The organism is Klebsiella sp. CB_Kp196 (assembly GCF_040061575.1).
GTDB lineage: Bacteria > Pseudomonadota > Gammaproteobacteria > Enterobacterales > Enterobacteriaceae > Klebsiella > Klebsiella michiganensis.
Window position 1 is genome coordinate 76,210 of record NZ_JBEAFH010000056.1, and the last position, 21,528, is coordinate 97,737.

At 55.7% G+C, this 21,528-nt stretch carries 21 protein-coding genes; 7 read left to right on the forward strand and 14 right to left on the reverse strand.

The window, feature by feature from the left end:
• Nucleotides 1–321 precede the first annotated feature (321 nt).
• The 4 genes from ABLU87_RS20340 to ABLU87_RS20355 all read right to left on the reverse strand — a co-directional run bounded on the left by ABLU87_RS20340 (nt 322) and on the right by ABLU87_RS20355 (nt 5,507).
• On the reverse strand, nt 322–912 hold the full coding sequence (locus ABLU87_RS20340; protein WP_032751746.1) for a maltose acetyltransferase domain-containing protein: 591 nt from the start codon (nt 910–912) through the stop codon (nt 322–324).
• A gap of 54 nt (nt 913–966) precedes the next feature.
• Nucleotides 967–2,232 carry an MFS transporter gene (locus ABLU87_RS20345; RefSeq protein ID WP_032751995.1) on the reverse strand — a complete coding sequence of 422 codons (1,266 nt, stop codon included), beginning with the start codon at nt 2,230–2,232 and terminating at the stop codon, nt 967–969.
• A 41-nt stretch (nt 2,233–2,273) separates the two neighbouring features.
• Nucleotides 2,274–4,397: an alpha-galactosidase gene (locus ABLU87_RS20350; RefSeq protein WP_122117485.1), complete on the reverse strand. Its 2,124-nt coding sequence runs from the start codon at nt 4,395–4,397 to the stop codon at nt 2,274–2,276.
• A gap of 114 nt (nt 4,398–4,511) precedes the next feature.
• Nucleotides 4,512–5,507, reverse strand: coding sequence for a substrate-binding domain-containing protein (locus ABLU87_RS20355; protein WP_025106535.1), 996 nt, complete (start codon nt 5,505–5,507; stop codon nt 4,512–4,514).
• 534 nt (nt 5,508–6,041) lie between these two features.
• On the opposite strand from ABLU87_RS20355, the gene ABLU87_RS20360 reads away from it, so the two are divergent.
• The 5 genes from ABLU87_RS20360 to ABLU87_RS20380 are packed head-to-tail and all read left to right on the forward strand — an operon-like array spanning nt 6,042 to nt 13,166.
• A complete protein-coding gene (locus tag ABLU87_RS20360; protein WP_122117484.1) occupies nt 6,042–7,301 on the forward strand; it encodes an MFS transporter in 1,260 nt (419 codons plus the stop codon).
• Nucleotides 7,302–7,337: 36 nt separating this feature from the next.
• The gene (locus ABLU87_RS20365) at nt 7,338–8,465 is read left to right on the forward strand and encodes an acyl-protein synthase (RefSeq protein WP_122117483.1); all 1,128 of its coding nucleotides are present in this window, start codon (nt 7,338–7,340) and stop codon (nt 8,463–8,465) included.
• Between the two features lies 1 nt (nt 8,466).
• Nucleotides 8,467–10,875, forward strand: coding sequence for an acyl-CoA reductase (locus ABLU87_RS20370; RefSeq protein WP_196942137.1), 2,409 nt, complete (start codon nt 8,467–8,469; stop codon nt 10,873–10,875).
• 42 nt (nt 10,876–10,917) lie between these two features.
• Nucleotides 10,918–12,252 carry an AMP-binding protein gene (locus ABLU87_RS20375; RefSeq protein WP_025106532.1) on the forward strand — a complete coding sequence of 445 codons (1,335 nt, stop codon included), beginning with the start codon at nt 10,918–10,920 and terminating at the stop codon, nt 12,250–12,252.
• Complete coding sequence (locus ABLU87_RS20380; RefSeq protein WP_032693306.1) at nt 12,249–13,166, forward strand: GNAT family N-acetyltransferase; 918 nt, start codon at nt 12,249–12,251, stop codon at nt 13,164–13,166. Before ABLU87_RS20375 ends, ABLU87_RS20380 begins: the two co-directional genes overlap by 4 nt.
• Before the next feature lie 58 nt (nt 13,167–13,224).
• Here the strand turns inward: ABLU87_RS20380 and ABLU87_RS20385 are convergent, their stop codons facing one another.
• Nucleotides 13,225–13,773 (reverse strand): XRE family transcriptional regulator, encoded by a 549-nt coding sequence (locus tag ABLU87_RS20385; protein WP_004855902.1) that lies wholly within the window; start codon nt 13,771–13,773, stop codon nt 13,225–13,227.
• 100 nt (nt 13,774–13,873) lie between these two features.
• On the opposite strand from ABLU87_RS20385, the gene ABLU87_RS20390 reads away from it, so the two are divergent.
• Together ABLU87_RS20390 and ABLU87_RS20395 are read left to right on the forward strand one after the other, a co-directional pair.
• On the forward strand, nt 13,874–14,533 hold the full coding sequence (locus ABLU87_RS20390; RefSeq protein WP_009653646.1) for an AzlC family ABC transporter permease: 660 nt from the start codon (nt 13,874–13,876) through the stop codon (nt 14,531–14,533).
• A complete protein-coding gene (locus tag ABLU87_RS20395) occupies nt 14,533–14,856 on the forward strand; it encodes an AzlD domain-containing protein (protein ID WP_009653628.1) in 324 nt (107 codons plus the stop codon). Before ABLU87_RS20390 ends, ABLU87_RS20395 begins: the two co-directional genes overlap by 1 nt.
• Before the next feature lie 90 nt (nt 14,857–14,946).
• Here the strand turns inward: ABLU87_RS20395 and ABLU87_RS20400 are convergent, their stop codons facing one another.
• From ABLU87_RS20400 to fdhD, 9 genes are all read right to left on the reverse strand, one after another.
• The gene (locus ABLU87_RS20400) at nt 14,947–15,501 is read right to left on the reverse strand and encodes an ATPase AAA (protein WP_025106530.1); all 555 of its coding nucleotides are present in this window, start codon (nt 15,499–15,501) and stop codon (nt 14,947–14,949) included.
• Nucleotides 15,498–15,935 (reverse strand): PTS sugar transporter subunit IIA, encoded by a 438-nt coding sequence (locus tag ABLU87_RS20405; protein ID WP_014227381.1) that lies wholly within the window; start codon nt 15,933–15,935, stop codon nt 15,498–15,500. Before ABLU87_RS20405 ends, ABLU87_RS20400 begins: the two co-directional genes overlap by 4 nt.
• Nucleotides 15,936–15,944: 9 nt before the next feature.
• The gene (locus ABLU87_RS20410; RefSeq protein ID WP_014227380.1) at nt 15,945–16,214 is read right to left on the reverse strand and encodes a hypothetical protein; all 270 of its coding nucleotides are present in this window, start codon (nt 16,212–16,214) and stop codon (nt 15,945–15,947) included.
• A 57-nt stretch (nt 16,215–16,271) separates the two neighbouring features.
• Nucleotides 16,272–17,114 (reverse strand): class II fructose-bisphosphate aldolase, encoded by an 843-nt coding sequence (locus ABLU87_RS20415; protein WP_014227379.1) that lies wholly within the window; start codon nt 17,112–17,114, stop codon nt 16,272–16,274.
• Nucleotides 17,101–18,468: a PTS sugar transporter subunit IIC gene (locus ABLU87_RS20420; protein ID WP_004855887.1), complete on the reverse strand. Its 1,368-nt coding sequence runs from the start codon at nt 18,466–18,468 to the stop codon at nt 17,101–17,103. The genes ABLU87_RS20415 and ABLU87_RS20420 overlap by 14 nt, the downstream gene beginning before the upstream one ends.
• Nucleotides 18,461–18,775 (reverse strand): PTS sugar transporter subunit IIB, encoded by a 315-nt coding sequence (locus ABLU87_RS20425; RefSeq protein WP_004855885.1) that lies wholly within the window; start codon nt 18,773–18,775, stop codon nt 18,461–18,463. Before ABLU87_RS20425 ends, ABLU87_RS20420 begins: the two co-directional genes overlap by 8 nt.
• 11 nt (nt 18,776–18,786) lie before the next feature.
• Nucleotides 18,787–19,767 (reverse strand): 6-phosphofructokinase, encoded by a 981-nt coding sequence (locus ABLU87_RS20430; protein WP_004855882.1) that lies wholly within the window; start codon nt 19,765–19,767, stop codon nt 18,787–18,789.
• Nucleotides 19,768–20,267: 500 nt separating this feature from the next.
• Nucleotides 20,268–20,480 (reverse strand): YdgH/BhsA/McbA-like domain containing protein, encoded by a 213-nt coding sequence (locus ABLU87_RS20435; protein WP_004127125.1) that lies wholly within the window; start codon nt 20,478–20,480, stop codon nt 20,268–20,270.
• A gap of 128 nt (nt 20,481–20,608) precedes the next feature.
• Entirely contained in the window at nt 20,609–21,445 is an 837-nt protein-coding gene (gene fdhD / locus ABLU87_RS20440) for a formate dehydrogenase accessory sulfurtransferase FdhD (RefSeq protein ID WP_014227378.1), read from the reverse strand.
• Nucleotides 21,446–21,528 lie beyond the last annotated feature (83 nt).

The following is a 21,528-nucleotide window of genomic DNA, read 5'->3' on the forward strand; positions in this document are numbered from 1 at the left end:
CATTATCATAAAAAATAATGGCTAAAATGATAATTAACAAGCCAGTAAATAACCATATTAACGCGTGCTCTCCTCCGCCAAAAAAGACGCAAAAATTGAATAAAAAATCGAAAAATAACGATGGAAAACGTTTGTCTGATTATAGTGGAAGGGGCTAACTTTCACGGGAAATAAGCATTCTGCGTAACGCGCGCAGTACCCGGGCAATGAATAGTCAGGCAAAAGCATCATGATGTCCCGGCGGAAATGCGTCCCCGCAGGCAGATTGCGCGACGTCTACCCGGGAGGGGGCATGAAGCGCCCGCCCGGCGCCGCGATAATTTACGCTGTAAACAGCTGAAATTTCTCTTTATCGCTATCGGCGATCGCTCTTAATACCCGGCAGGGGACCCCAGCGGCGACCACGTTCGCCGGTATGGAACGGTTCACCACGCTGCCGGCGCCAATGACCGAGTTTTTTCCGATGGTGACGCCTGGGTTGATAATCACCCCGGTGCCCAGCCAGACGCCGTCTTCAATCACCACCGGCTGAGAGAACTGCTGCTGGGTGTGCCGCAGATCCGGATGAATCGGATGGCCGGCGGTGGAAATGGTCACGTTGGGCGCAAACATCACGTTATTGCCGATGATAATGTCGGCATCATCGACCAGCGTCAGGTTGAAGTTCGCGTAAAAATTATCGCCAATGGTGGTGTGGGTGCCGTAGGCCACATGAATCGGAGGCTCTATCCAGCACTGCTCGCCCACGGCGGCGAACATCCGCTGAATAATGTCGTTTCTTAATTCCTGATTAAAGGGGTGCGAGTGGTTGTATTCGTAAGCTCGCGCCTTGCCCATCAGCCGCTGCTGCGGTAACCCATATCCTGAATCAAGATAAAGCTCGCCGCTGTTCATTCTTTCCTTCATATCCATGGTCAATATTTCCTCATTTATCAATCACATCCTTGTGAATTATCGGACTGTTTTCTACACCGTCATCGCGCTATCGCTCATCTTTTCCGACGTTGCCTTACCCGATAAGGTAAAGGCGGAGATTAACGTGACGCTCAGGGCGATGCCGCCAAGGATCATATAGGTATCCTGGAAACCGATACGGTCATACATATTCCCCGCAAAAGCGGAGAGAAAGATCGCCGCCACCTGTTTGGAAAACTGGAAGCCAACCAGGTAAATCGTCGCCGACAGGCGGACGTCAAACACGCCGGTAATATATTTAAACGCGCCTACCAGCAGGAACGGGACTTCCAGCGCATGAAGCATTTTCAGCGCCACCACTTCAGCGGCCGTCGTGGCGAACGATGATCCGATCATCCTTGCCGCCATCACCATGCCGGCAATCAGCAGGGTATTCTTCGCGCCGATGCGGTTAATAATCCACGGCGAGCTGAACATAATAATCGCGTTGCATATTTCCCCGGCGGTGGTCGCAAAACCAAAGGCGCGGGTGCCCGATTCCGGGGTGGCAAAGAAGGATTTAAAGAAGGTGGCGAACTGCTGATCGAAAACGTCATAGACGCAGGCGACGCCGATGACGTAGAGAATAAACATCCACATTTTGCGCTGACGGAACATGCGTACGGCGGTTTTTAAATCCACCGATGAGCGGTTAGCGCCCAGCGAGTCCATCACCTGTGCGGTCTGGCTGGCCTGCGGTTTCGCGATGGCCACCAGCACGACCAGTACCAGCGCGGCGGCCGACCCCATCCAGAACACCCACTCGGGGTTAACGCTGAACAGCATCCCCGCCGTGGTGGCGCACAGCGCCCAGCCGAGGCAGCCAAAAGTCCGCGCTTTGCCGTACTCAAACCCGCTATTGCGGCTCACGCGTTCGATATAGGCTTCCATCGCCCCGGCGCCGGCGGAGAACACAAAGCCGATGTAGGCCCCGCCGCTCAGCGCCCCGAGCCAGATATTGGTTTTCAGCAGCGGCGCAAAAACGTAAAGGAAAAAGGGCGCGATCAGTACCAGCAGCACCGTCACGATCCACATCAGATGCTTTTTCAGCCCCAGCTTATCGGAGATCACGCCCAGTATCGGCTGAAAACAGATGGCAAACAGCGACAGGCTGGAGAAAACAATGCCGGTCTCGGTTTTATTCAGGCCGATGACGTCCGATAGCCAGATCGGCAAAAACGGAAAACAGGTGGCCATGATGAAAAAGTAGAGAAAGAAGAACAGCCCGAAAATCCAGAAATTGGGGTTGTTTTTATGGGTACAGACGGTCGGGTTCATGGTGTATTCCTCAAAAAGGGCCGACGCGCGGCCCATCGTCATCACACGCGTTGCAGGCCAATCAAAATGGCGCTTTCCGGATCGAGGACTGGCAGCGCCAGCCCCGCCTGTTGCAACCACTCACCGCTGACGGTCTGCGGCGTCGTCATCCATTCCGGCAGCTTACGCATGGTATGGCCGCCCTCTCCCGTAATCTGAATATCGGGATGGTCGAGCAGCGTCACCTCGTAACGGGCGCCCGCTTCCAGCCCCGCCACGCGCAGCGGCGCCATCAGGGTGTAGTCCGGCATCGCCAGCTGGCTGACGAGGAAAATCGCCCGATGCCGATCCTCACTCACCACGCCGTGCGCGAGGGTTGTGGCGTCCGGCATATCGATACGCCACTGCACGCCGTGATGAATGACATCGCGCCACTGCTTATGCAGCGCCGCGTATTTGCGATAGCCCGCGCGCTCCTGCTCATCGGCGGTCACCGGGTCCAGCTCAAGCCCCATATGACCGAACAGCGCCGTCAGGCCGCGAAACGCAATGCTGTGCTGGCGGAAGGTGGCGTGGCAGCGGCGGTTGCCGATGTGCGCGCCCATCACTTCCGGTGGGAAGAAGTAGCTCATGCCGCGCTGGATGGTGTTGCGCTCAAGGGCATCGTTATTGTCGGAAGCCCAGAAGCGATGGCTGCGCTTCAGCACTTCATAATCGATACGCCCGCCGCCGGAGGAGCAGGATTCAAATTCAATATGCGGGAAACGGGCCACCAGCGTATCCAGCAGGCGGTAGAACTGGCGAGTTTGCGCATCGGCGGCGGCTTTGCCGTTATGGGCAGGCTGCACCAGCTCGCGATTCATATCCCACTTCACATAGTCCACCGCGTGCTCGCCCAGCAGCCAGCTCATCCGTTCCAGCAGATAATCAAAGGCTTCGGGGATATTCAGGTTCAGGACAAACTGATGACGCCCGGGGATCGGCGTATAGCCCTGCAGCGCCAGCAGCCAGTCGGGATGGGCGCGGTAGAGATCGGAGTTCGGGTTAATCATCTCTGGCTCAACCCAGATGCCGAACTCCATCCCCAGCGACTTCACGTGGTCGATAACCGGGGTCAGACCGTCAGGATATTTTTCCTCATCAAGATACCAGTCGCCGAGCGCCGCCCAGTCGTCGTTGCGCCCTTTAAACCAGCCGTCATCAATGATAAAGCGCTCCACGCCCAGCTCCGCCGCCTCATCCGCCATGCGCATGATGTACTGCGGGTCGTGGTCGAAATAGATCCCTTCCCAGGTATTGAGATGCACCGGACGCGGCTTGTTGTCCGGGAAGCGAATAATCTGTTCGCGCAGATAGCGGTGGAACTGCTGGCTCATGCCGTTCAGCCCCTGCGCCGAATAGCTGGCGTAGAGGTTCGGCGTCCACAGCGTTTCCCCTTCCGCCAGCGCCATTTCTCCCGCCAGATAGAGCGCTTCCGCCTGCAGGTAGCGGCGACCGTCGGTTTTCACTTCCGCCCGCAGGCGGTGGTTACCGCTCCAGCCCAGGTGCACGCCCCACACTTCGCCCTGCATCTCGCTAAAAGCGCGACTGCCGGTAATCAGCGCCGGAAAATGTTCGTGAGAAGTGCGTCCACGACGGTTTTCCAGCACAAAGCTGTCGTGTTCAAGGGTCAGACGATGGGGCTGGAATTCGCGGATCCAGCGGCCATGAAAGGCCATGACTTCGCGGGCGCGCTCGGCGACCGGCAGCGTGACCGCCAGGCGGTCCACCTGCCACGGCTGCGGGCGCAGGTTGGTTAAACCATGACGAACGCTGAGCACGCCGCTGCTATCAAGCTGAATTTCACTGCACAGCCGCAGGCCCGCCTGCGCGTCTTCGCTGAGAAGGGTTAAATTCTGCCCATCCTGCACCACCTCGGTCGTGGTAAACATCGGTGAGGCGTCCAGCCCCTGGCGGTGGCCTTCAATGCCCGGCGCGCCAAACAGACCGTGGCCCAGTTCGGCCATTAAGGTTACCGGGGAATCGACGTCGAGGCGGCCATTGGCCACCGGGCGGGCGATGCTGGCCGCATCCTGCGGCGAAAAGTGGCTTAAATGCGGCCCCCAGTAGATAATTTCGGCGAACGGACGAGTTTTTATCACCACATCGGCCGCTGCGCTTTGCAGGCGTAAAATCGAATCAGACATGAGACATCTCCACAACAAGGAATGCCTTACTGTTGATCCGAAACGTTTCGGGTGCCAACCAAAACGTTTCGGATCCGTGATCGAGTTCAGGAAATTAATCTGACGGGAGGAGAATCAGGCGGTTTCGCCGGGAATAAATTCAGGCTGCCAGAGCACCTGGAGAGAGGCGAGATCCTCGCCGGCGATTAAGCGGCGGACCATGGTGGCTATCTGGCGGCCCACGCCCTGCCGGGTGGACTGAACCACCGCGCCCACCGGGGTTTCGATGATGCTGTCCTGCGGCAAGCCGTCGTAAACCACCAGCGAGACGCGATCGGCGCCGGTGAGGCGTCCGAGCTGAGCCAGGGCCATCGCCGCGCCGTCGCCGTGGGTGTTGCAATCGGTGACAATCGCCGTTGGCGGTTCAGGCAAGCGCAGCAGCTCCATCGTTGCCTGAAACCCGCCGCGGCGGGTGGGCGGCACGCTGCGCAGCCAGGTTTCCGCCAGGCCCGCTTCGCGCAGCGCCTGCAGGTAACCGTTGCGGCGCTGGGTAATAAACGCCTGATTGTTATTTTCGCTCAGCAGCGCGATGCGCTGATGCCCCTGGCGAATCAGATGACGGGTGGCGCGGTACGTTCCCGCCTGGTTATCGAAATCAAACCAGGCGTAGGGCTGCGGCAGGCGGCTGCGCCCCAGGGCGAGAAAAGGAAAGCCGGAAGAGAGCAGCTGAATCAGGCGCGGGTCGTCGTCCAGGGTATGGGCCACGATCAGCGCATCGACGCGACGACTCTGCACCATACGCATATAGCCGTGCTTATCGGCCTGCTCATCGTCGGCAATCAGCAGTAAATCAATCTCATAGCGCGCCAGCTCGTGACTGATTTCTCCCACCATTTCGAGAAAGACGTTGTTATTCAACGGCGCGGGACGCACGGGGAAAACGAGGCCAACGGCGTCAATTTTGCCCATTTTCAGGCGGCGGGCGAAGGTATTTGGCCGATATCCACGGCGCTGGGCTTCGGCCTCCACGCGGGCGCGCGTCTCCTGCGACACGTCATCATAGCCGTTTAGCGCACGGCTGACGGTCGTTACCGAGATCCCAAGTTCTTTAGCAATGGCTTTCAGCGACATAAGTATCCCTGTCTTCGCGGGAGAATGCGGCTAGTGTCCCGCAATACGGGCATGGCGTCCAGCAAGAGCGACGCCGCGCGGCAATACCTGAACACCGCGGCCCTCGGCGCCTGATGATACGTCACAAAGAAATGAGAGGCAGCAAGACCGTTTATTCAATGTGGCGGTAAATTAAACGCCCCCTTCCTCATAAGAAAGAGACGAAGATACGCTGTGATTCACCAAGCTGAATATATTTGAATCCGACAGGTTTACCCTATACAAATCATATGGTTGATAGATGAATGACTTAATCGCTCACCCCTGGAAAAATAACGCAGCGTCTGGAAAACGCACATTTAATCCCCATAAATCATTCGATTTATTTTTAATTAAAATATGAAGTATGTATCGGAATTATAATTCGCAGTTAAAACAAACATGAACACGGTCTGTTCATTGATATTTATCAACTAAGAATCACTTGATAAAAGTTTTTAAAAAGAGGGAGTGATATAAAAGCAAAATAATGGAATATGTTAATAACAGGGTTTTATGTATAACTCACTACTGCCTGTTTCTTCACGGCACGCTTTATTTTTTTGTTTATTTCTTTCAACATTCGAGCTGTTAACTTATGTCGCCAGCGATGTAGTAATGCCGGGAATGCTAACGGTTATTAAAGATTTAAATGCTCAACCGCATTACGTACCGTGGTCACTTAATGCCTATTTACTTGGCGGCGTCAGCTTTCAGTGGCTTATTGGACCGGCGTCGGATAGATTTGGCCGCAGGCCTTTATTACTCATCGGCTGTGCGCTTTTTTCTGTTTCCTGCCTGGCCACGCCATGGGTAGACAATATCCAGGTTTTTACTCTCCTGCGGTTTATTCAGGGAATAGGTTTGGGGTTTGTGGTGGTAGTGAGCTATCCGGCCCTGCAGGAAGCATTCAACGAATCGGATGCGATCCGCTTAATTGCCCTGTTTGCCAATATCGCGCTGCTGTCGCCGCTGTTTGGCCCTTTGGTCGGTAGCGTTGTGCTTGCATACCTGTCATGGCGCACGCTTTTTATTGCTATCGCGTTGATGGCGGCGCTCACCTGGTTCGGTTTGCTACGCTGGATGCCGGAGACGATCGGCGTCGTACGCGAGGATGGCAGTAAAATTGAATGTCAGCCGCTCGAGGTAAAAAACCTTGCGCGCGCTTATGGCGATTTGCTTACGAACCCACGCTGTATATCCGGCAGCGTTGCGCTTGGCCTCGTCGGGCTGCCGCTGATGGCGTGGATCGCGCTCTCCCCGCTGCTGCTGGTGCATCATCTGCAAATGAGTATTCTGGAGTACGCGCTATGGCAATTACCTGTTTTTGCGGCGTTGATTGCGGGGAATATCGTCCTTAACTTTACCGCTGAAAAATTTAAGCCGGAGCAGTTATTATACTTTTCACTCTCTCCCGTATTTATCGGCATAATGCTGGCGCTGGTCATGACGCTAATATGGCAAAATATTATTGCGCTGATTATCGGCATGGCTATTTATGCTTTTGGCCTGGGCATTTGCAACGCCACGCTGTATCGCCTCACGCTATTTTCCAGCGAGCATGGAAAAGGTTCAGTATCGGCAATGATAGGCATGATTTCCGTCGCTATTTTTAGCCTCGGGGGGGCGCTAATGGCCGGATTGGGCGCCGGCGACAGCCTCAGCGCATATATTATCGCGGCCACTATTCCGATGCTGGCAGCATTATTCATTATCGTTAATATATTCACCAGGCAGAAGAGGAGTAAAACGAAAATAACAGCTTCAGGCCATTAATCACTCACGGACGACTTTTTATTAAGGATGAATAAAATGGACACTTTATCCTGCGTCGATGCCCTCTGCGCACTCGACAGCCCTTATCATGAAGATAGCGATTCACAACGGCTCTTTGATGAAGCCATGCGTGAAATCGTTGCATTTCATGTTATGAATACGCCGGGCTACCGCCAGTGGCTGGCCCGCCACAATATTCCGGCAGATGCGGCCAATATAGACTCGTGGTCGCAGCTGCCGCCGATCTTTGCCGACTATTTCAAACATAATCTGCCGATCGGCCGCTCCGGTGAGGATGCGCTTGAACTCACCTCTTCCGGTACCAGCGGGCAGAAAAGTCGAATGCGCTATGATGCGCGCAGTATCGGAGCCGCCCAGGGAATGGTCGATCGCATTTTCCGCCATTATGGCTGGGAAACGCCCGATGCGCCCTGCAACTACCTGCTCCTCAGCTACGAACCCGCCGATATCATCACGCTTGGCACCTCTTTTACCGACCAGTTCTTGTGTAAATACGCGCCGGTCAAACGCGTCGTTTACGCGCTGCGTCACACCGGGAGCGGGCATGAGTTCGACCCTTTCGGCGTGATTCGCGCTTTACAGGAGTTTGCTGAAGAGGGGTTACCGGTACGAATCCTCGGTTTCCCGGCATTTATGTGGTTCATACTTGAACGAATGCGAGAAATGCAGCTACCGCCGCTCCAGCTTCATCATCAATCGCTGGCCTTTTTCGGCGGTGGCTGGAAAACGCATGCCGACCGTGAAATCCCTAAATCCGCGTTCTATGCGCGGCTGACCCAACAGCTCGGGATCCCCGATAGCCGATGCCGCGACGGCTATGGTTCCGTGGAGCACTGCGTGCCCTACATTGAATGCGCGCATCACCATTTCCATATTCCCGTTTATTCCCGCGCCTGGATCCGCGATACCGCCTCTCTGGCGGTGAAAGATTATGGGCAGCGCGGTTTTATACAGTTTGTGTCGCCTTATATCACCTCCTGCCCTGCGCACAGCGTGGTCATGAGCGATCTTGCACAATTGCACCGCGCTGAAGAGTGCGGATGCGGTGTGACAACCGATTGGTTTGAGCTGCTGGGCCGGGCCAGCCATAGCAAAGCACGTAGCTGCGCACTGGCGGCGTCAGAACTGATTAAGGGAAATTAATATGTATCTCATTCAGGGAAAAAACTATCCCTCGCTCACGCCAGAAGAGGCCATCGCCATGTTGACGAGCGGGCTGGATAGCGCGCTGAGCCAACCGCCGCGTCCGGAAACCGCGCTTGCCTGCGCCGGGCGTTTTATCGAACAGCTAAAAGACCACGCTTTCCTTCCCCAACTGGGCCCGGCTTATCGGGAAGAGGTCAGAAAGTTTTGCCAACCGGACGCGCTGCGCCAAAAGCTCGAGCATGAGCTGGGCGATAACCCCTTTTCCGTGCGCCGCATTAACTACCGTGAACCGCAGTTTGAAGGCTGGCGTCCGCTGGGCGTCGTGGTGCATGTCACCCCAGCCAATGCGGAACTGCTTCCCTTCTTCGCAGTAATAGAGAGCCTGCTGGTCGGGAATATTAACTGGCTGCGCCCAAGCGCCAGCGAACAAGGAATGACAATCGATCTGCTACGGGCGTTTATCCACTGCGATTTAACGGACCAGCTGGCTAACTTCGTCGCCGTAGTTCCCGTCGAAACCACGCGCCTTTCCCTGCTGCTTACCCACGCCGATGGTATATCGGCCTGGGGTGGCGATACCGCTCTCGAGGCGATTCGTCAACAGCTCCCTGGCGGGTGTCGCTGGATCCCATGGGGACATAAAATCAGCTTTGCCTGGCTACAACCGGATGCCGTTAATGAAGAAAGCCTTCTCGCGCTGGCGGATGACGTTTGCTGTTTTGACCAGCAGGCCTGTTCCAGCCCGCAAATCGTTTTTGTTGATAGCGATGATTCGGCGGTATTGCAGGACATTGGCGAAAGACTGGCGGAGGCCATGCGGCGCCGTCACGTACGGTGGCAACCGTTAATGCCCGATGAAAAGGCGGCGGCGGATATCACCCGCGCCGTCGCCTTCGCGCAGCTGGACGCCGTATTTGCCGGGGCTGACAACGCTCTGCTGGCAGGAGATGGCTGGCGCATCATTCAGCAACACACCTCGGCCATAACGCCTTCACCGCTGTTCCGAACCGTCCTGCTGCGGCCGCTACCGCAAAATAAAGTGATGCAAACGCTGCGCCCCTGGCGAACCCACCTGCAAACCTGCGGGCTGGTTGTCGCCGATCGGGACAGAATCCCCCTCAGCCAACTGCTGCTGGCAGCCGGCGTCAATCGAATTACCCCCGTCGGTAAAATGCATGACGGCTATCACGGCGAACCGCATGACGGCGTTTACGCCTTAAGTCAGCTGGCTCGCCGCGTCACCGTGACGCTGGATGCCGATGTCCTGCCGCAGCAGGCCACGCTCGATCCGAACCCACCGCCGCCGATGCTGACGGCGCAGCAGCCGATTATGGATAAAACGGCATTCTTACAGCACGCGATGCGGCCCAGCGCCCAGCTTTTCTTTCGCAGCGGCGGCAGCAGCGGCGTGCCTAAACTCGCCGGGTTTACCTATCGCGACTATCGCCGCCAGATGCAGGCCGCCGCCGCAGGCATGTTCGCCGCCGGGCTGGATCCCGCCCACGACAAAGTGCTCAATCTGATGTACGCGGGCAATCTCTACGGTGGTTTACTCAGCTTCTTCACCCTACTGGAAATGCTTGAAGTGACCCATCTTCCCATGGGCGGCCCCCATGATGATGACTACCACGAGATCGCCCGGACCATTGTGAATCAGGGCGTTACCACGCTCATTGGTATGCCAAGCACGCTGTATCAGCTCTTTACGCGAGAAGAGGCCATTCTGCGCGACTACGGCGGTATTCAGAAACTGCTGCTGGGCGGCGAACATATGGGCGTCGCCCAGCGTGACTATATTCATGGTTTCGGGGTGAAAACCATTCGCTCGGCGCTGTATGGTTCGGTTGATGCCGGGCCGCTGGGACATGCCTGTACGCATTGCCCGGATGGCGTGTTTCACCTGATGACGGATATTCAATGGCTGGAGATTGTCGACCCGCTCGACGATCGGCCCGTCGCGCCCGGCGATGCCGGCCGCCTGCTCTTTACCTCGACGGCCCGCGAAGGTCAGAAGGTGATTCGTTATGACATCGGCGATATGGGCCGTTGGCTGCCGGGCGAATGCCCCTGCGGCGCCCCCAGCCCCCGCTTTGAGCTTTTAGGCCGCCACGGCAGCCTGGTGCGTATCGGCACGATGTTTATTCAACCCCAGCGGCTGGCAACGCTCGCCGATGCCCCTGTTCAATTGATTCTTCAACATAACCCGCGCAGCGGGCTCGAATGCATCAACATCTTCACCGACGGCAATATTAATACCGTCAAACAGCGGGTCTGCACCGACCCTGAGCTCAAAATGGCATTGGACGCCCATTTGCTGGAGTTAGCCGTGACCAGCCGCCCGTTCAGCGAATTTGAACGGCATCCGCAAAGCGGCAAGACGCCGCTGGTCATTGATAAACGCCGTTGAGCGCACTCTCCGCCGATCGGCTCACAATAAGGATATTTGAATATGACAACAGCAAAGATGATGGGTCACTTTGATCCGCAATCCACCCAAACGGAAGAAGTGGCCGTAAGCCCACCGGGTCTCGAACAGCTTGTCGAGAGGGTGCGCTGCCGCTCGCCTTTCTATGCCGAACACTATCGCCATCTCGCCGCCCGCGGCTGGCAGCTGAAGGACCTGCCGCTTATCAATCCCGAACGCTACTGGGAGGGGAGCCAGGGCCTGAAAAACTGGCCCGTCCTCACCGGGCCGGTGGAGGACGGTATTGTCTTTAAGACCGGCGGTACCACCGGCGGCGGCAAGCTGTCGGTTTTTTCCCGCCAGGAGTGGCGTGCGTTCGTCACCAGTTTTGGCCGCAGCCTCTCCAGCCAGCTCAAGCCCGGCGCGCGCGTGGCAAATTTATTTTTCGCCGGTGATTTGTACGCGAGCTTCTTATTTATCCACGGCGCGCTTTCGCACATGTCGATACCGGTATGCGAGTACCCTTTCACCGGATCGCTTGAACCGCACACCCTCACCGAACAGATCGTCCAGCACGATATCAACGTACTGGTAGGCGTCCCGGCGATGCTGCTGCAATATGCGGCAGAGCTCGCTGGAAAAAACCGCCGTCTGCCCGGTATCGAGACCATCCTTTACGGCAGCGAGAGTCTTTTTACTGAACAGCTACAGCTGCTGGAATCCGCCTTTCCCAACGCCCGTATTGCTTCTATCGGCTGCGCCTGCGTGGATGCCGGGCTTATCGGACTCAGCACGCCGGATTGCCTGGCGGACGAGCATCGGGTCTTTGAACCCGAAACTATCGTGGAAATTATTGATGAAGCGACGGGCGAGCCGATCGACGAAATCAATCGTTCCGGAATGCTGGTGGTCACCAGCCTTACGCGCACGCTGATGCCGCTGATTCGCTATCCGGTAGGCGATTTGGCCGCCTGGCGTGAACCTCCGGGAAGCAAACATCGCAAGTTTATTTTGCAGGGACGCAGTAGCCTCGGGCACCGCTTGCGGGTAGGTTACGCCTCGCTGTTTCCTGATGAAATAGCGTCCCTTATTACGGAAGAGATGGGGCATCAGCAGTGGCAGCTGATGCTGGAGCACGCCGATAACCGGGATCGTTTGAGCTTACGTATCGCCTATTCCGGTACCCGGCAGCAGGCCGACAGGCTCTGCGGTCAATTACTCGCCAGGGATCACGCTCTCGCAGAACTACAGGCTGCCGGCCAGCTGTGCGTTCAGGTTCACTGGTGCAGCCAGGCGGAACTTATCCGCAATACCCGAACAGGTAAGCTGCAGCGGGTGATCGACAAACGCGCCTACCTCGCGCAGGAGGCGGTGAAATGATTGAAATCAGAGCGTTCCAGCGACAAGACGGCGAAGGCATCAGCGCCTTATTTCGTACGGTTTATGGCGATCGCTATGTCTATCCTGATATCTATATGCCCAGCCTGATTGGCTGGCGCAACGCCCGGGACGAATGGCACAGCGCGATAGCCGAACAGAATGGCATCATCATCGGGCATGCCGCCTTATGGCGGCACCACGCGGATAAGCAGACGGCCGAACTGGCCATGTTCGCGGTGCACCCCGCCTTCAGAAACCGGGGCGTAGCCACCCAACTGGGGGAATATTTGCGTCTTGCCGCAAGCAGGCTTGGCCTGGGCACGCTAACCATCAAAATGGTATCCAGCCATCCACACTCGCAGCGCCTGGCGCAGAGGCTGGGCTTTTACTCAACGGGGTTGCTCAGAGATTACGTCCCCTCCCCCTTTCAATCCGGCCTGCGTGAAAGCATTATCCTCGGCGTATTACCCTTGCAGCCACGCCCCGTCCCGCTCACCGCGGATGATAGCCGTGATGATGGTTGGATAAACTTGCTAAAGGAAAAATTTGGCGCGGCGCAGATCCCGCCCGCCAGGGAAACTTGTGCAGCCCCCGTTGAAATTGCCCTTTGTGATGATCGGGTGGACGTCACGATGAATATATCAACGCAACAGATGGTCGACGAGATTTCCCGACTGCCGGCCCGTAAACTGATTTATATCCGGGCGCGCGTGGATGGCGCGCTGATGTCGCTACGACCCAGGCTGCGGCGAGCAGGTTTTACCGATATGGGGCTGGAGCCAGCGGCCGGAGGAGAGTGGTTCTGGCTGCTGCAGCGCGGCTATCATCCCCGGCAGCTCGACCTCTCCTGCCCTATCGCTATTGCCCTGCAGAAAACGGCCGATGGCGATATCAATCATAACGCGCGCGCCTGACAATCCCTTTTATCTGACGCCTGTTTTTGGCACACCGAAGGCCCAGTGTCGGGCCTGACTAGTTCTGCTCGGCGACCAGCAGCGCCTGGGTATCCGGCTCCAGCGCCTGGAAAACGTGCTCCCGATCGGCGGGATAGCAGATGTAATCTCCCTCCCCCAGCTCTTCCGGCGCTTCCGTCAGGCCGACCCGCGCGCGCCCCTGGGTGACAATAATATGCTCCACCGAACCCGGCGGATGAGGGTGGGAAATGCGGTCCGCGCCCGGCTGGGTCAGCAGGAGATAAATATCGCGCCGCGCGCCCGGCGGGCAGGCGGCCAGTAAAATCGCCTGATAGTTTGCCTGCTCGGCGATCACTTTCGTTCCCTCGCCGCGGCGGATCACCTGGGTGGTATTCACCTGCGGCTCCAGCAGCCGGGCAAAGGGGATATCGAGGGCCACGCACAGCGCCCAGAGGGTTTCCAGGCTCGGGTTACCGTTGCCGGACTCCAGCTGCGATAACGTTGATTTGGCGATTCCCGCCCGTCGCGCAACTTCGGCAAGGGAAAGACCGGTGCGCGCGCGTTCCCGCACCAGGCTTTTGGCAATCAGGCTAATTGGCTGAGTCATACAGCCCTCCGTGTTTTTTATAACGAACGTTTCGTTCGTCTTGAAATGCGATTCTGTTGCGTTCATTATAATGGAAATTCGTTCGATATGGCTAAAGAGTATGAAACAACACTTCGCCACGCTTAAAGGCGACACCCTCAGAGCAATTGTTTTAGTCTGCCTCGCGGTAGGCATCGTCGGGATGTCCTACGGCTCGCTGGCCGTCGCCTACGGCTTCCCGATTTGGGTCCCCTTTGTGCTTTCGGTTTGCGTCCTGGCGGGGGCCTCAGAGTTTATGTTTATCGGCATTGTCGCCAGCGGCGGCAACCCGCTGGCGGCAGCGGCGGCCGGTTTGCTGGTCAACGCGCGGCATATTCCCTTCGGCGTGACGGTTCGCGACCTGGTCGGCCAGCGCGCCGCCAGCTTCCTCGGCTGCCATATTATGAACGATGAAAGCGTGGTGTTTGGTCTGTCGCAGAAAACCCCCGAGCAGCGGCGGGCCGCCTACTGGCTGTGCGGTCTGGGCGTGGCGCTGATCTGGCCGTTGGGGGCGCTCCTGGGCGCGGGGGTCGGCAAACTGCTCCCGGCCCCGGAAACCATTGGCCTCGATGCGGTATTCCCGGCGATTCTGCTGGCGCTGGTGGTGCCGGCCTTTAAAAACCGCACCACGCTGATCCGCGCCTGCAGCGGAGCGGCCCTGTCGCTGGCCGCCGTTCCTTTCGCACCGGTTGGCCTGCCGGTTTTGCTGTCGCTGTTTGGCCTGCTGACGAGGAAAAAATAATGGGCAATATGACGCTATTTATCGCCGGTATTGCGATTCTTTCGCTGGGCACCTACTTAATGCGTTTAGGCGGGGCGAAGCTCGGCAGCCGGCTGGCGTTTTCCGAGCGCGCCCAGGCGCTGCTCTCCGATGCGGCGACGGTGCTGCTCTTTTCCGTGGCGCTGGCGACCACCTTTTACGAAGGCGAACATTTTGCCGGGATGGCGCGGGTGCTGGGCGTGGGCCTGGCGGTGTTCCTCGCCTGGCGTAAGATGCCGCTGATCGTGGTGATTATCGCCGCCGCCGTGGCGACGGCGCTGCTGCGGATGGCGGGCGTCGCCTGATCCGACCTACGAAACGCGAAACATCATGTTGTTATGCAATTTTTATAGGCCGTGCCAGCAAAGCGCCGCCGGGCAGTTGCCCTTAAGGGCTTACGCTATTTGTGCTTCGATCCAACGGGTAGCGGACGCCATATCCAGCGGCTTGTGCTGATCCACGGTGAACACCGGCCCCAGCCGCATCGGTTCCGCCTGCTGCGCCAGCTGCGCCAGTTCCGGAAGATACTCCTCGCCCGGATGCCCCGGCTTACGATCCTGCAACCGGCTGGCATAGCGCGACACCGCAAGCTCAGGCGAGATGTGGTTCCAGACCTCCAGCACTTTTTCAACGCCCGCGTGTTGCAGCAGCTGCTGTAGCGTGTCGCGCGGTTGAAAGCCAAACCAGGCGTCAATAAGCCAGATACAGCCTGCCGGCGACTGGCCGACGATCGACCAGATGACTTCATACGCGGCGCAGCCCAGCTGCCGGTTGAAGGTCCGGTCGATCCCGGTAAAGCACGCCATAAACGGCTCTTTAATACCGTCGATGGTCAGCTGCGGCAGATTAAACGCTGCCGATAGCTGCCGGGTGACGGTGCTTTTACCCGATGCGGGAATACCGTTAATTAAAATCACCGTTTTGCAGCCGGGTGTGAGATGTCTGTTCATAACAACGCGACGACCTCCTCTCTGCTGCTGGCGGCCCGCAGCTTCGCCATGGTCTCGTTATTATCAAGCAGAGCGACAATCGCCCGAATCCCCTCTTCAATATGAGCATTGCTGTCCTGCGCGCCGAACATAATGACGATATCCGCCTTCTCGCTATCGGCAAATTGAATCGGCTTATTCAACACCACAAGGCTGAAGCAGTTGCGTTTGACGCCACATTCCGGCCTGGCGTGAGGGATGGCGACACCTTCATCAAACACGTAATAGGCGCCATGATGCAGGGTATTATCGATCACCGCCTGGCCGTAATCTGCCGAGATATAGCCTTTTGCAACCAGCGGGCTGGCCGCCAGCTGGATCACCTTCTGCCAGTCGGACTCCGTGACGCCGACCTGAATCGCATCGGCCTCAATCAGCAGTTCTTTTATCGTCATTATCACTTCCTATATATTATGGCGAATAATGTTACGTAACTCATCAATGCGCATAAAAAGCGCATCGATTTCCTCGCGATGCGTATGACTTTTGGCATAGACCGACAGCGCCCGGTTATATATCAGCATTAATGCTTTCTGCACTTCGCCATTAGCCGGGTTGCCCCGTAACTCGCCTTCCAGCCTGGCAATTTCCCCCGCCAGCTGGCGAGACTGTTCGTCATAATCCTGCGGGGGTTGATTCTCTTTTTTCCACAGCGTTTTCAAAGATTCAAACATAGCGAGCTCCTCCCCGACGGACAGCAGGGCAACGGAATACGATTTAAAAATATGCGTTTATTTAAACAGAGCGATTTTTTCCATTAATACATGGGTGACCGCGTTATTCGCCGGAATTAAAAATTTGCGCACGCTGTCGTTCACTTTGCCTTTTTCAAACGTGCTTTTACATTGATCGACCCATTGCACATTCATTTCAGTACCGACGTTCACCTTGTTGATACCTTCAGTGACTGCCAGGCGCATATCTTCATCGCTGACGCCGGTGCCGCCGTGCAGCACTAACGGCACGCCGGTCGCGGCGCTAATCTCTTTCAGCCGCTGGTGCTGAATTTGCGCCTTACCGGTATACAGGCCGTGCACCGTGCCCACGGAGACCGCCAGCATATCCACCTGCGTCTCCTCCACAAAGCGTTTGGCGTCCTCCACCGTGGTGAAGCAGATATCCTCCGCGGCCACGGCTTTGCCATCTTCCGATCCGCCGATCGCCCCCAGCTCGCCTTCTACCGTGATATTCCGCGGGCGCGCCATTTCCACCACGATGCGGGTATTGCCAATATTCTCTTCCAGATCCAGATGGGAGCCGTCGTACATCACCGATGAAAATCCGGCATCCATGGCCGTTTCAATGGCGCTGATATCAGAGCAGTGATCCAGGTGCAGGCAGGTCGGCACGTTTTCACTTTCCGCTAATGAACGAACCGCATCCACCAGTAAACGATAGCCGAGATATTCCGCCGTCCCGGTAGAGATTTGAATCATTAATGGGCTATCGCTTTGTTGCGCCGCTTTAAAAAAGGCGGGCAGCATTTCAATACAGTGCAAATTAAATGAGCCAATGGCTTTAAAATCTCTTTCCTGCGCAATTTTCAGAATAGCGTTGAAGTTATACAGACTCATGAACATTTTCCCCTTTCGGCTTCGCTGATTTACCGTTTACGAACCATGCCAGTGCGGCAACAAAAACAATGAACAAGGCGACAAAGAGCCAGTTGTTCTGGAAGGCGTGGCCTAATACCAGACCGGAACTAATCACGTCCGAATCGCTGAAGGTGACGCCGGTAAAACCGTAGCTTTCCAGCATCGGTACCAAAATGGCGGGCAGGAAGGTGATAAACAGGCCGTGAATGACGCCGCCAATCATCGCCCCGCGGCGGCCGCCCAGCGCGTTACCGAAGACGCCCGCCGTACCGCCGGCAAAAAAGTTGGTTAACAGACCGGGCAGGATCATCGCCAGGCCAAACATCGGGAACACCAGCATGCCGATGATGGAGCCGACGGTCGTCGCCAGGAAGCCGACGATCACCGCATTGGGCGCATACGGGAACAGCACCGGGCAATCGAGCGCAGGCTTAGCGTCCGGGACAATGCGCATCGCAATTCCGCGAAATGCCGGCACCAGCTCGTTGAGCAACAGGCGCACGCCGCTGTAGAGAACGAATACCCCCGCCACAAACTGAATGGACTGCATAAAGGCGTACATCAGGTAGTTAATGCCGTTGGAGAACTGAGCGATATATTCCGGGCCCGCCGCAATCGCGGGAATGAGATACATCGGCACCATCACCACCGCCATCGCGAGATAGGTGTCCTGGAGGAACTTAAAGTTATCCGGTAATTCAAGATCTTCCGTTGAGCGGGAACCTTTACCCACCACTTTAGCCACCGCCGCCTGCACCAGATAGCCGATAGTGCAGAAATGCCCCAGCGCCACGTCATCGGAACCGGTGATGCGCCTGACGACCGGCTGCGCCAAGGCGGGCATCAGTACCGCCATCACGCCGCCGAAAATACCGCCGGTTAAAATCAACGGCAGTCCGGTCAGCCCGGCTTTATAGCCAATCACCGCGCCGATGGTTGCCATCCACAGCAGCGCCTGGCCGGTCAGAAAGATATATTTCAGCGGCGTCAGGCGGGCGATAATGATGTTGACGGCAAAAATCACCATCAGGGTCAGCGCGACTTCGGAACCTAATTCACGGTTGGCTAATCCGGCGATGGCGGCGACATCGGTAATGTAGCCTTTCATGCCGAATCCCTGCGTGAAGATATCGTTAAGGAACGTTAGCGTGGCGACAATAATGTTGATGCCGGCCATCATAATTAAGAAACCGAGCAGCGTTTTAAACGTCCCCTCCGCCGTTTTGCCCGCTGATTTTTTTTGCAGAATCAGGCCCAGCATCGCAATAAATGCAATTAATATTGAAGCCTGGCCGAGTAAATCTTTAACGATAAACTCTACAAAGCTATTCATAGTCCGCTACCTTCAGGTTACGCTCTTTTAAGAATGCGACGATCTTAGCTTCAATTTCATCTTTATCGGTGAGCTTATGCAGTACCACCACGCGTTTAATTTCTTCCGCACTGGCATCCGCCGTTAATATATCGGCGAAGGTTTTTTGCGTCAGAATCATATCTGATTTAAACGCCCCGGCTTCGGAAATAGTGGTATGTTCAATCTGTGCGGGAATCTCCAGCTTCTTTAAAACTGCCTTCGCCGTCATTTCAATGGCAAAGCTTGAACCGAGGCCGCAGCCACATACGCATAGAATTTTCAGCATGTAGGGTCTCCTCAAATAATATTGAGTTGTTTGGCAAGTTTATAATGATGTCCTTCAGTGTCGACCAGACGTTTTTTCATACTAACTAAATCAATCGGAATAGGTTTGTTGCTTGAATTAATTATGATGGCTTTATTTTTCATCCCTGACTGAATACAGCGAACTACTTCACTGGCCATAATCGTGCCCTGGTAAATTTCTTCGCAGGTCGGATCGCCATTGCGCAAACCGTAGCCTACGATGGTTTTACGAATACGCACGCCAATTTGCGGTTCAAGCTGCTTAATCATGGTATCAATGGCCCCCTGAAAGCCGGGAGAATACTCCCTGGTGTAGCCTTCAGAGCACAGGATCACCACGCTGTTCTGCTGTGTCAGCTTATGCTTCACCCGCTCGGCCAGCGTTTCTAACGGCATCTGCGATTCCGGAATCAGGGCGATATCAGCATTCGATTTAATCGCGGATTGCAGCGTTAACTCTCCACAATAGCCTCCTAATATTTCGACCATAAAGACGCGGCCCGGTAATGCTCTTCCGGTATTTCTTAACCGGGAAACTTCCTTAATAATCTGCTCGCAGGCGGTGGAAAAACCAATGGTATAATCGCTGCCGTACACATCATTATCGATAGTCATCCCGACGCCAAAGCAGTTAATATCAAATTCGCTCAGCGTATTGAGAAACTGCAGGCTGCCGTCGCCGCCGGCCATAATCAGCACATCAATGCGCAGTGATTTAATTTTTTTGGCTATGGTTTCATATTCACTGCGCAGCAGCCTGCGGCTGGTTCGCCCGGAGGTGATGATCGGAATAGAGGCAATGGAGAAATCAACCAGATCGCGCCAGGCGACCTCGTGATGATTTTTATCCAGCAGTCCGGGTATTCCGCCATTAAAAAGGGTGATATCGGCACTCGCCAGTCTGGCTATCTGGAATATAAAATTATTAATTCCAGAAACATCGCCACCGCTAATAACCATGCCAATTTTCATTGCCTGTCTCCGTTGCTTTGCTTGCCCACATTTTTCCCTGAGTTCAAGACCGTTATTTGCAATAGAGATCACAATATGCTGATAAATTCCTCCGAGCCTAATATTGACAGTGGGTTTATTTCCTCATTTTTTGTGATGCATATCTCTTTTATAAAATGAGATCGTCTTAACAATTATCTTTTTATTTTCTTTAAGATCATTAAGTTGCTTGAAGCGATAATTGTGCGGGTGGGCTGCCTGTTTTCTCCCATAAACCCAGCGATGATGAAAAGACAGAAATGTGATAAATAGCGCATTTTTTTGCGTCAGGAAGGTCCACGGCTTTCTCATCTGTTGTCTGCCTTCTTGCAGGGACCAACGCGTAAAGCTGCATTCAGCCTGTTTTGATTCTGATATCGCCGCCCCTCACGGCAAAGGCACCTGCGTTAAGCCCCCCTGGGAATAAATCTCAGACACAAAAAAAGCGCCCCTTGGGCGCTCTTTCGACAGTAGCTTTACGCTTATTTATTCAGTTCCGCAGTCATGTGCACGCGGTTACCGGTAAACGCTTCGGTAATTTTGTAAGATGAAGCGCCAGCAGCCTGGGCCTGAGCGGCGATTTTCGCTTCCGCACCGTCCATCGTTGCGGCGGTCGCGGTCACGGTTTCCGCAGCGAAAGAACCAAAAGAAGCGGCCAGAGCGATAACTGCGACAAAAGTTTTGATGCTTTTCATGATATAAACCCTTTACGTTAGTTGTTTGAATAAGGCGCCGTGCCTTGATGTGATAAATAGTAGCCCTCACATCGCCAAACAAAAAGCGGAAGGATTTGTTGTCATCATTCAAAAAAACTGACTTAAATTTAACCCGCGATTAACCGCTGCGGATGCGTGTAAACGGTCGCCCTGCCCGGCTTGCAGAATCCCACCAGCGTCAGGTTGCAGCGCCCGGCGACGTCAACCGCCAGCGTAGTCGCGGCAGAGACCGCAAAGAGGATTTCCACCCCGCACATGGCCGCCTTCTGCACCATTTCATAGCTGGCGCGGCTGGAGACCAGCGCCGCGCCGTTCTGCCAGGCGCCTTCTGATTCCGCGCGGTGTCCCAGGAGCTTGTCCAGCGCCACGTGGCGACCCACGTCTTCATGGCCGCCCGCGAGCTCGCCGGAAGGACTTACCCAGGCCGCGGCGTGAGTACAGCCGGTAAGGCGGCCTATCGGCTGAAAATCATGCAGGTGAGCCAGCGCGCGATCGAGATTCGCCAGATCGAACGTCTGGGTAAAGGGCAGCGGCTGCACGGGCTTCCCGATATCGTTGAGCTGCTCAACGCCGCATACGCCGCAGCCGGTGCGTCCGGCCAGCGCGCGACGGCGCTCTTTCAGTCCCATAAAGCGGCGGCTGGAGAGTTCGATTTGCACTTCCAGGCCGTTACAGGCCTGAACGACGTCCATACCATAAATCTCGCCCCGGTTTTCGATAATCCCTTCGGATAAGGAAAAGCCGACGGCGAACTGCATCAGGTCTTTCGGCGTCGCCATCATCACCACGTGCGAGATGCCATTATAAACCAGCGCAACGGGTACCTCTTCAGCTAACTCGTCTGGCTGAGGATGTTGCAAATTTTGGCGCTTCCAGAGCGATACCTGGCGATAACCTGTGATATCTGTCACATTTTCGATTTGTTCAAGAGGCTTCTTGTTCACTTTGTCTTAACCGTATTGGAACAGGCATACACACAATGTGGTATTCTGTTTATATCCCTTCGGGAACGAGGGAAATTACCCCC

Bases quoted from the DNA above. Each gene is read 5' to 3' on its own strand.
- ABLU87_RS20340 (WP_032751746.1), bottom strand. From the start codon at position 912: ATGGATATGAAGGAAAGAATGAACAGCGGCGAGCTTTATCTTGATTCA.
- ABLU87_RS20345 (WP_032751995.1), bottom strand. From the start codon at position 2,232: ATGAACCCGACCGTCTGTACCCATAAAAACAACCCCAATTTCTGGATT.
- ABLU87_RS20350 (WP_122117485.1), bottom strand. From the start codon at position 4,397: ATGTCTGATTCGATTTTACGCCTGCAAAGCGCAGCGGCCGATGTGGTG.
- ABLU87_RS20355 (WP_025106535.1), bottom strand. From the start codon at position 5,507: ATGTCGCTGAAAGCCATTGCTAAAGAACTTGGGATCTCGGTAACGACC.
- ABLU87_RS20360 (WP_122117484.1), top strand. From the start codon at position 6,042: ATGTATAACTCACTACTGCCTGTTTCTTCACGGCACGCTTTATTTTTT.
- ABLU87_RS20365 (WP_122117483.1), top strand. From the start codon at position 7,338: ATGGACACTTTATCCTGCGTCGATGCCCTCTGCGCACTCGACAGCCCT.
- ABLU87_RS20370 (WP_196942137.1), top strand. From the start codon at position 8,467: ATGTATCTCATTCAGGGAAAAAACTATCCCTCGCTCACGCCAGAAGAG.
- ABLU87_RS20375 (WP_025106532.1), top strand. From the start codon at position 10,918: ATGACAACAGCAAAGATGATGGGTCACTTTGATCCGCAATCCACCCAA.
- ABLU87_RS20380 (WP_032693306.1), top strand. From the start codon at position 12,249: ATGATTGAAATCAGAGCGTTCCAGCGACAAGACGGCGAAGGCATCAGC.
- ABLU87_RS20385 (WP_004855902.1), bottom strand. From the start codon at position 13,773: ATGACTCAGCCAATTAGCCTGATTGCCAAAAGCCTGGTGCGGGAACGC.
- ABLU87_RS20390 (WP_009653646.1), top strand. From the start codon at position 13,874: ATGAAACAACACTTCGCCACGCTTAAAGGCGACACCCTCAGAGCAATT.
- ABLU87_RS20395 (WP_009653628.1), top strand. From the start codon at position 14,533: ATGGGCAATATGACGCTATTTATCGCCGGTATTGCGATTCTTTCGCTG.
- ABLU87_RS20400 (WP_025106530.1), bottom strand. From the start codon at position 15,501: ATGAACAGACATCTCACACCCGGCTGCAAAACGGTGATTTTAATTAAC.
- ABLU87_RS20405 (WP_014227381.1), bottom strand. From the start codon at position 15,935: ATGACGATAAAAGAACTGCTGATTGAGGCCGATGCGATTCAGGTCGGC.
- ABLU87_RS20410 (WP_014227380.1), bottom strand. From the start codon at position 16,214: ATGTTTGAATCTTTGAAAACGCTGTGGAAAAAAGAGAATCAACCCCCG.
- ABLU87_RS20415 (WP_014227379.1), bottom strand. From the start codon at position 17,114: ATGAGTCTGTATAACTTCAACGCTATTCTGAAAATTGCGCAGGAAAGA.
- ABLU87_RS20420 (WP_004855887.1), bottom strand. From the start codon at position 18,468: ATGAATAGCTTTGTAGAGTTTATCGTTAAAGATTTACTCGGCCAGGCT.
- ABLU87_RS20425 (WP_004855885.1), bottom strand. From the start codon at position 18,775: ATGCTGAAAATTCTATGCGTATGTGGCTGCGGCCTCGGTTCAAGCTTT.
- ABLU87_RS20430 (WP_004855882.1), bottom strand. From the start codon at position 19,767: ATGAAAATTGGCATGGTTATTAGCGGTGGCGATGTTTCTGGAATTAAT.
- ABLU87_RS20435 (WP_004127125.1), bottom strand. From the start codon at position 20,480: ATGAAAAGCATCAAAACTTTTGTCGCAGTTATCGCTCTGGCCGCTTCT.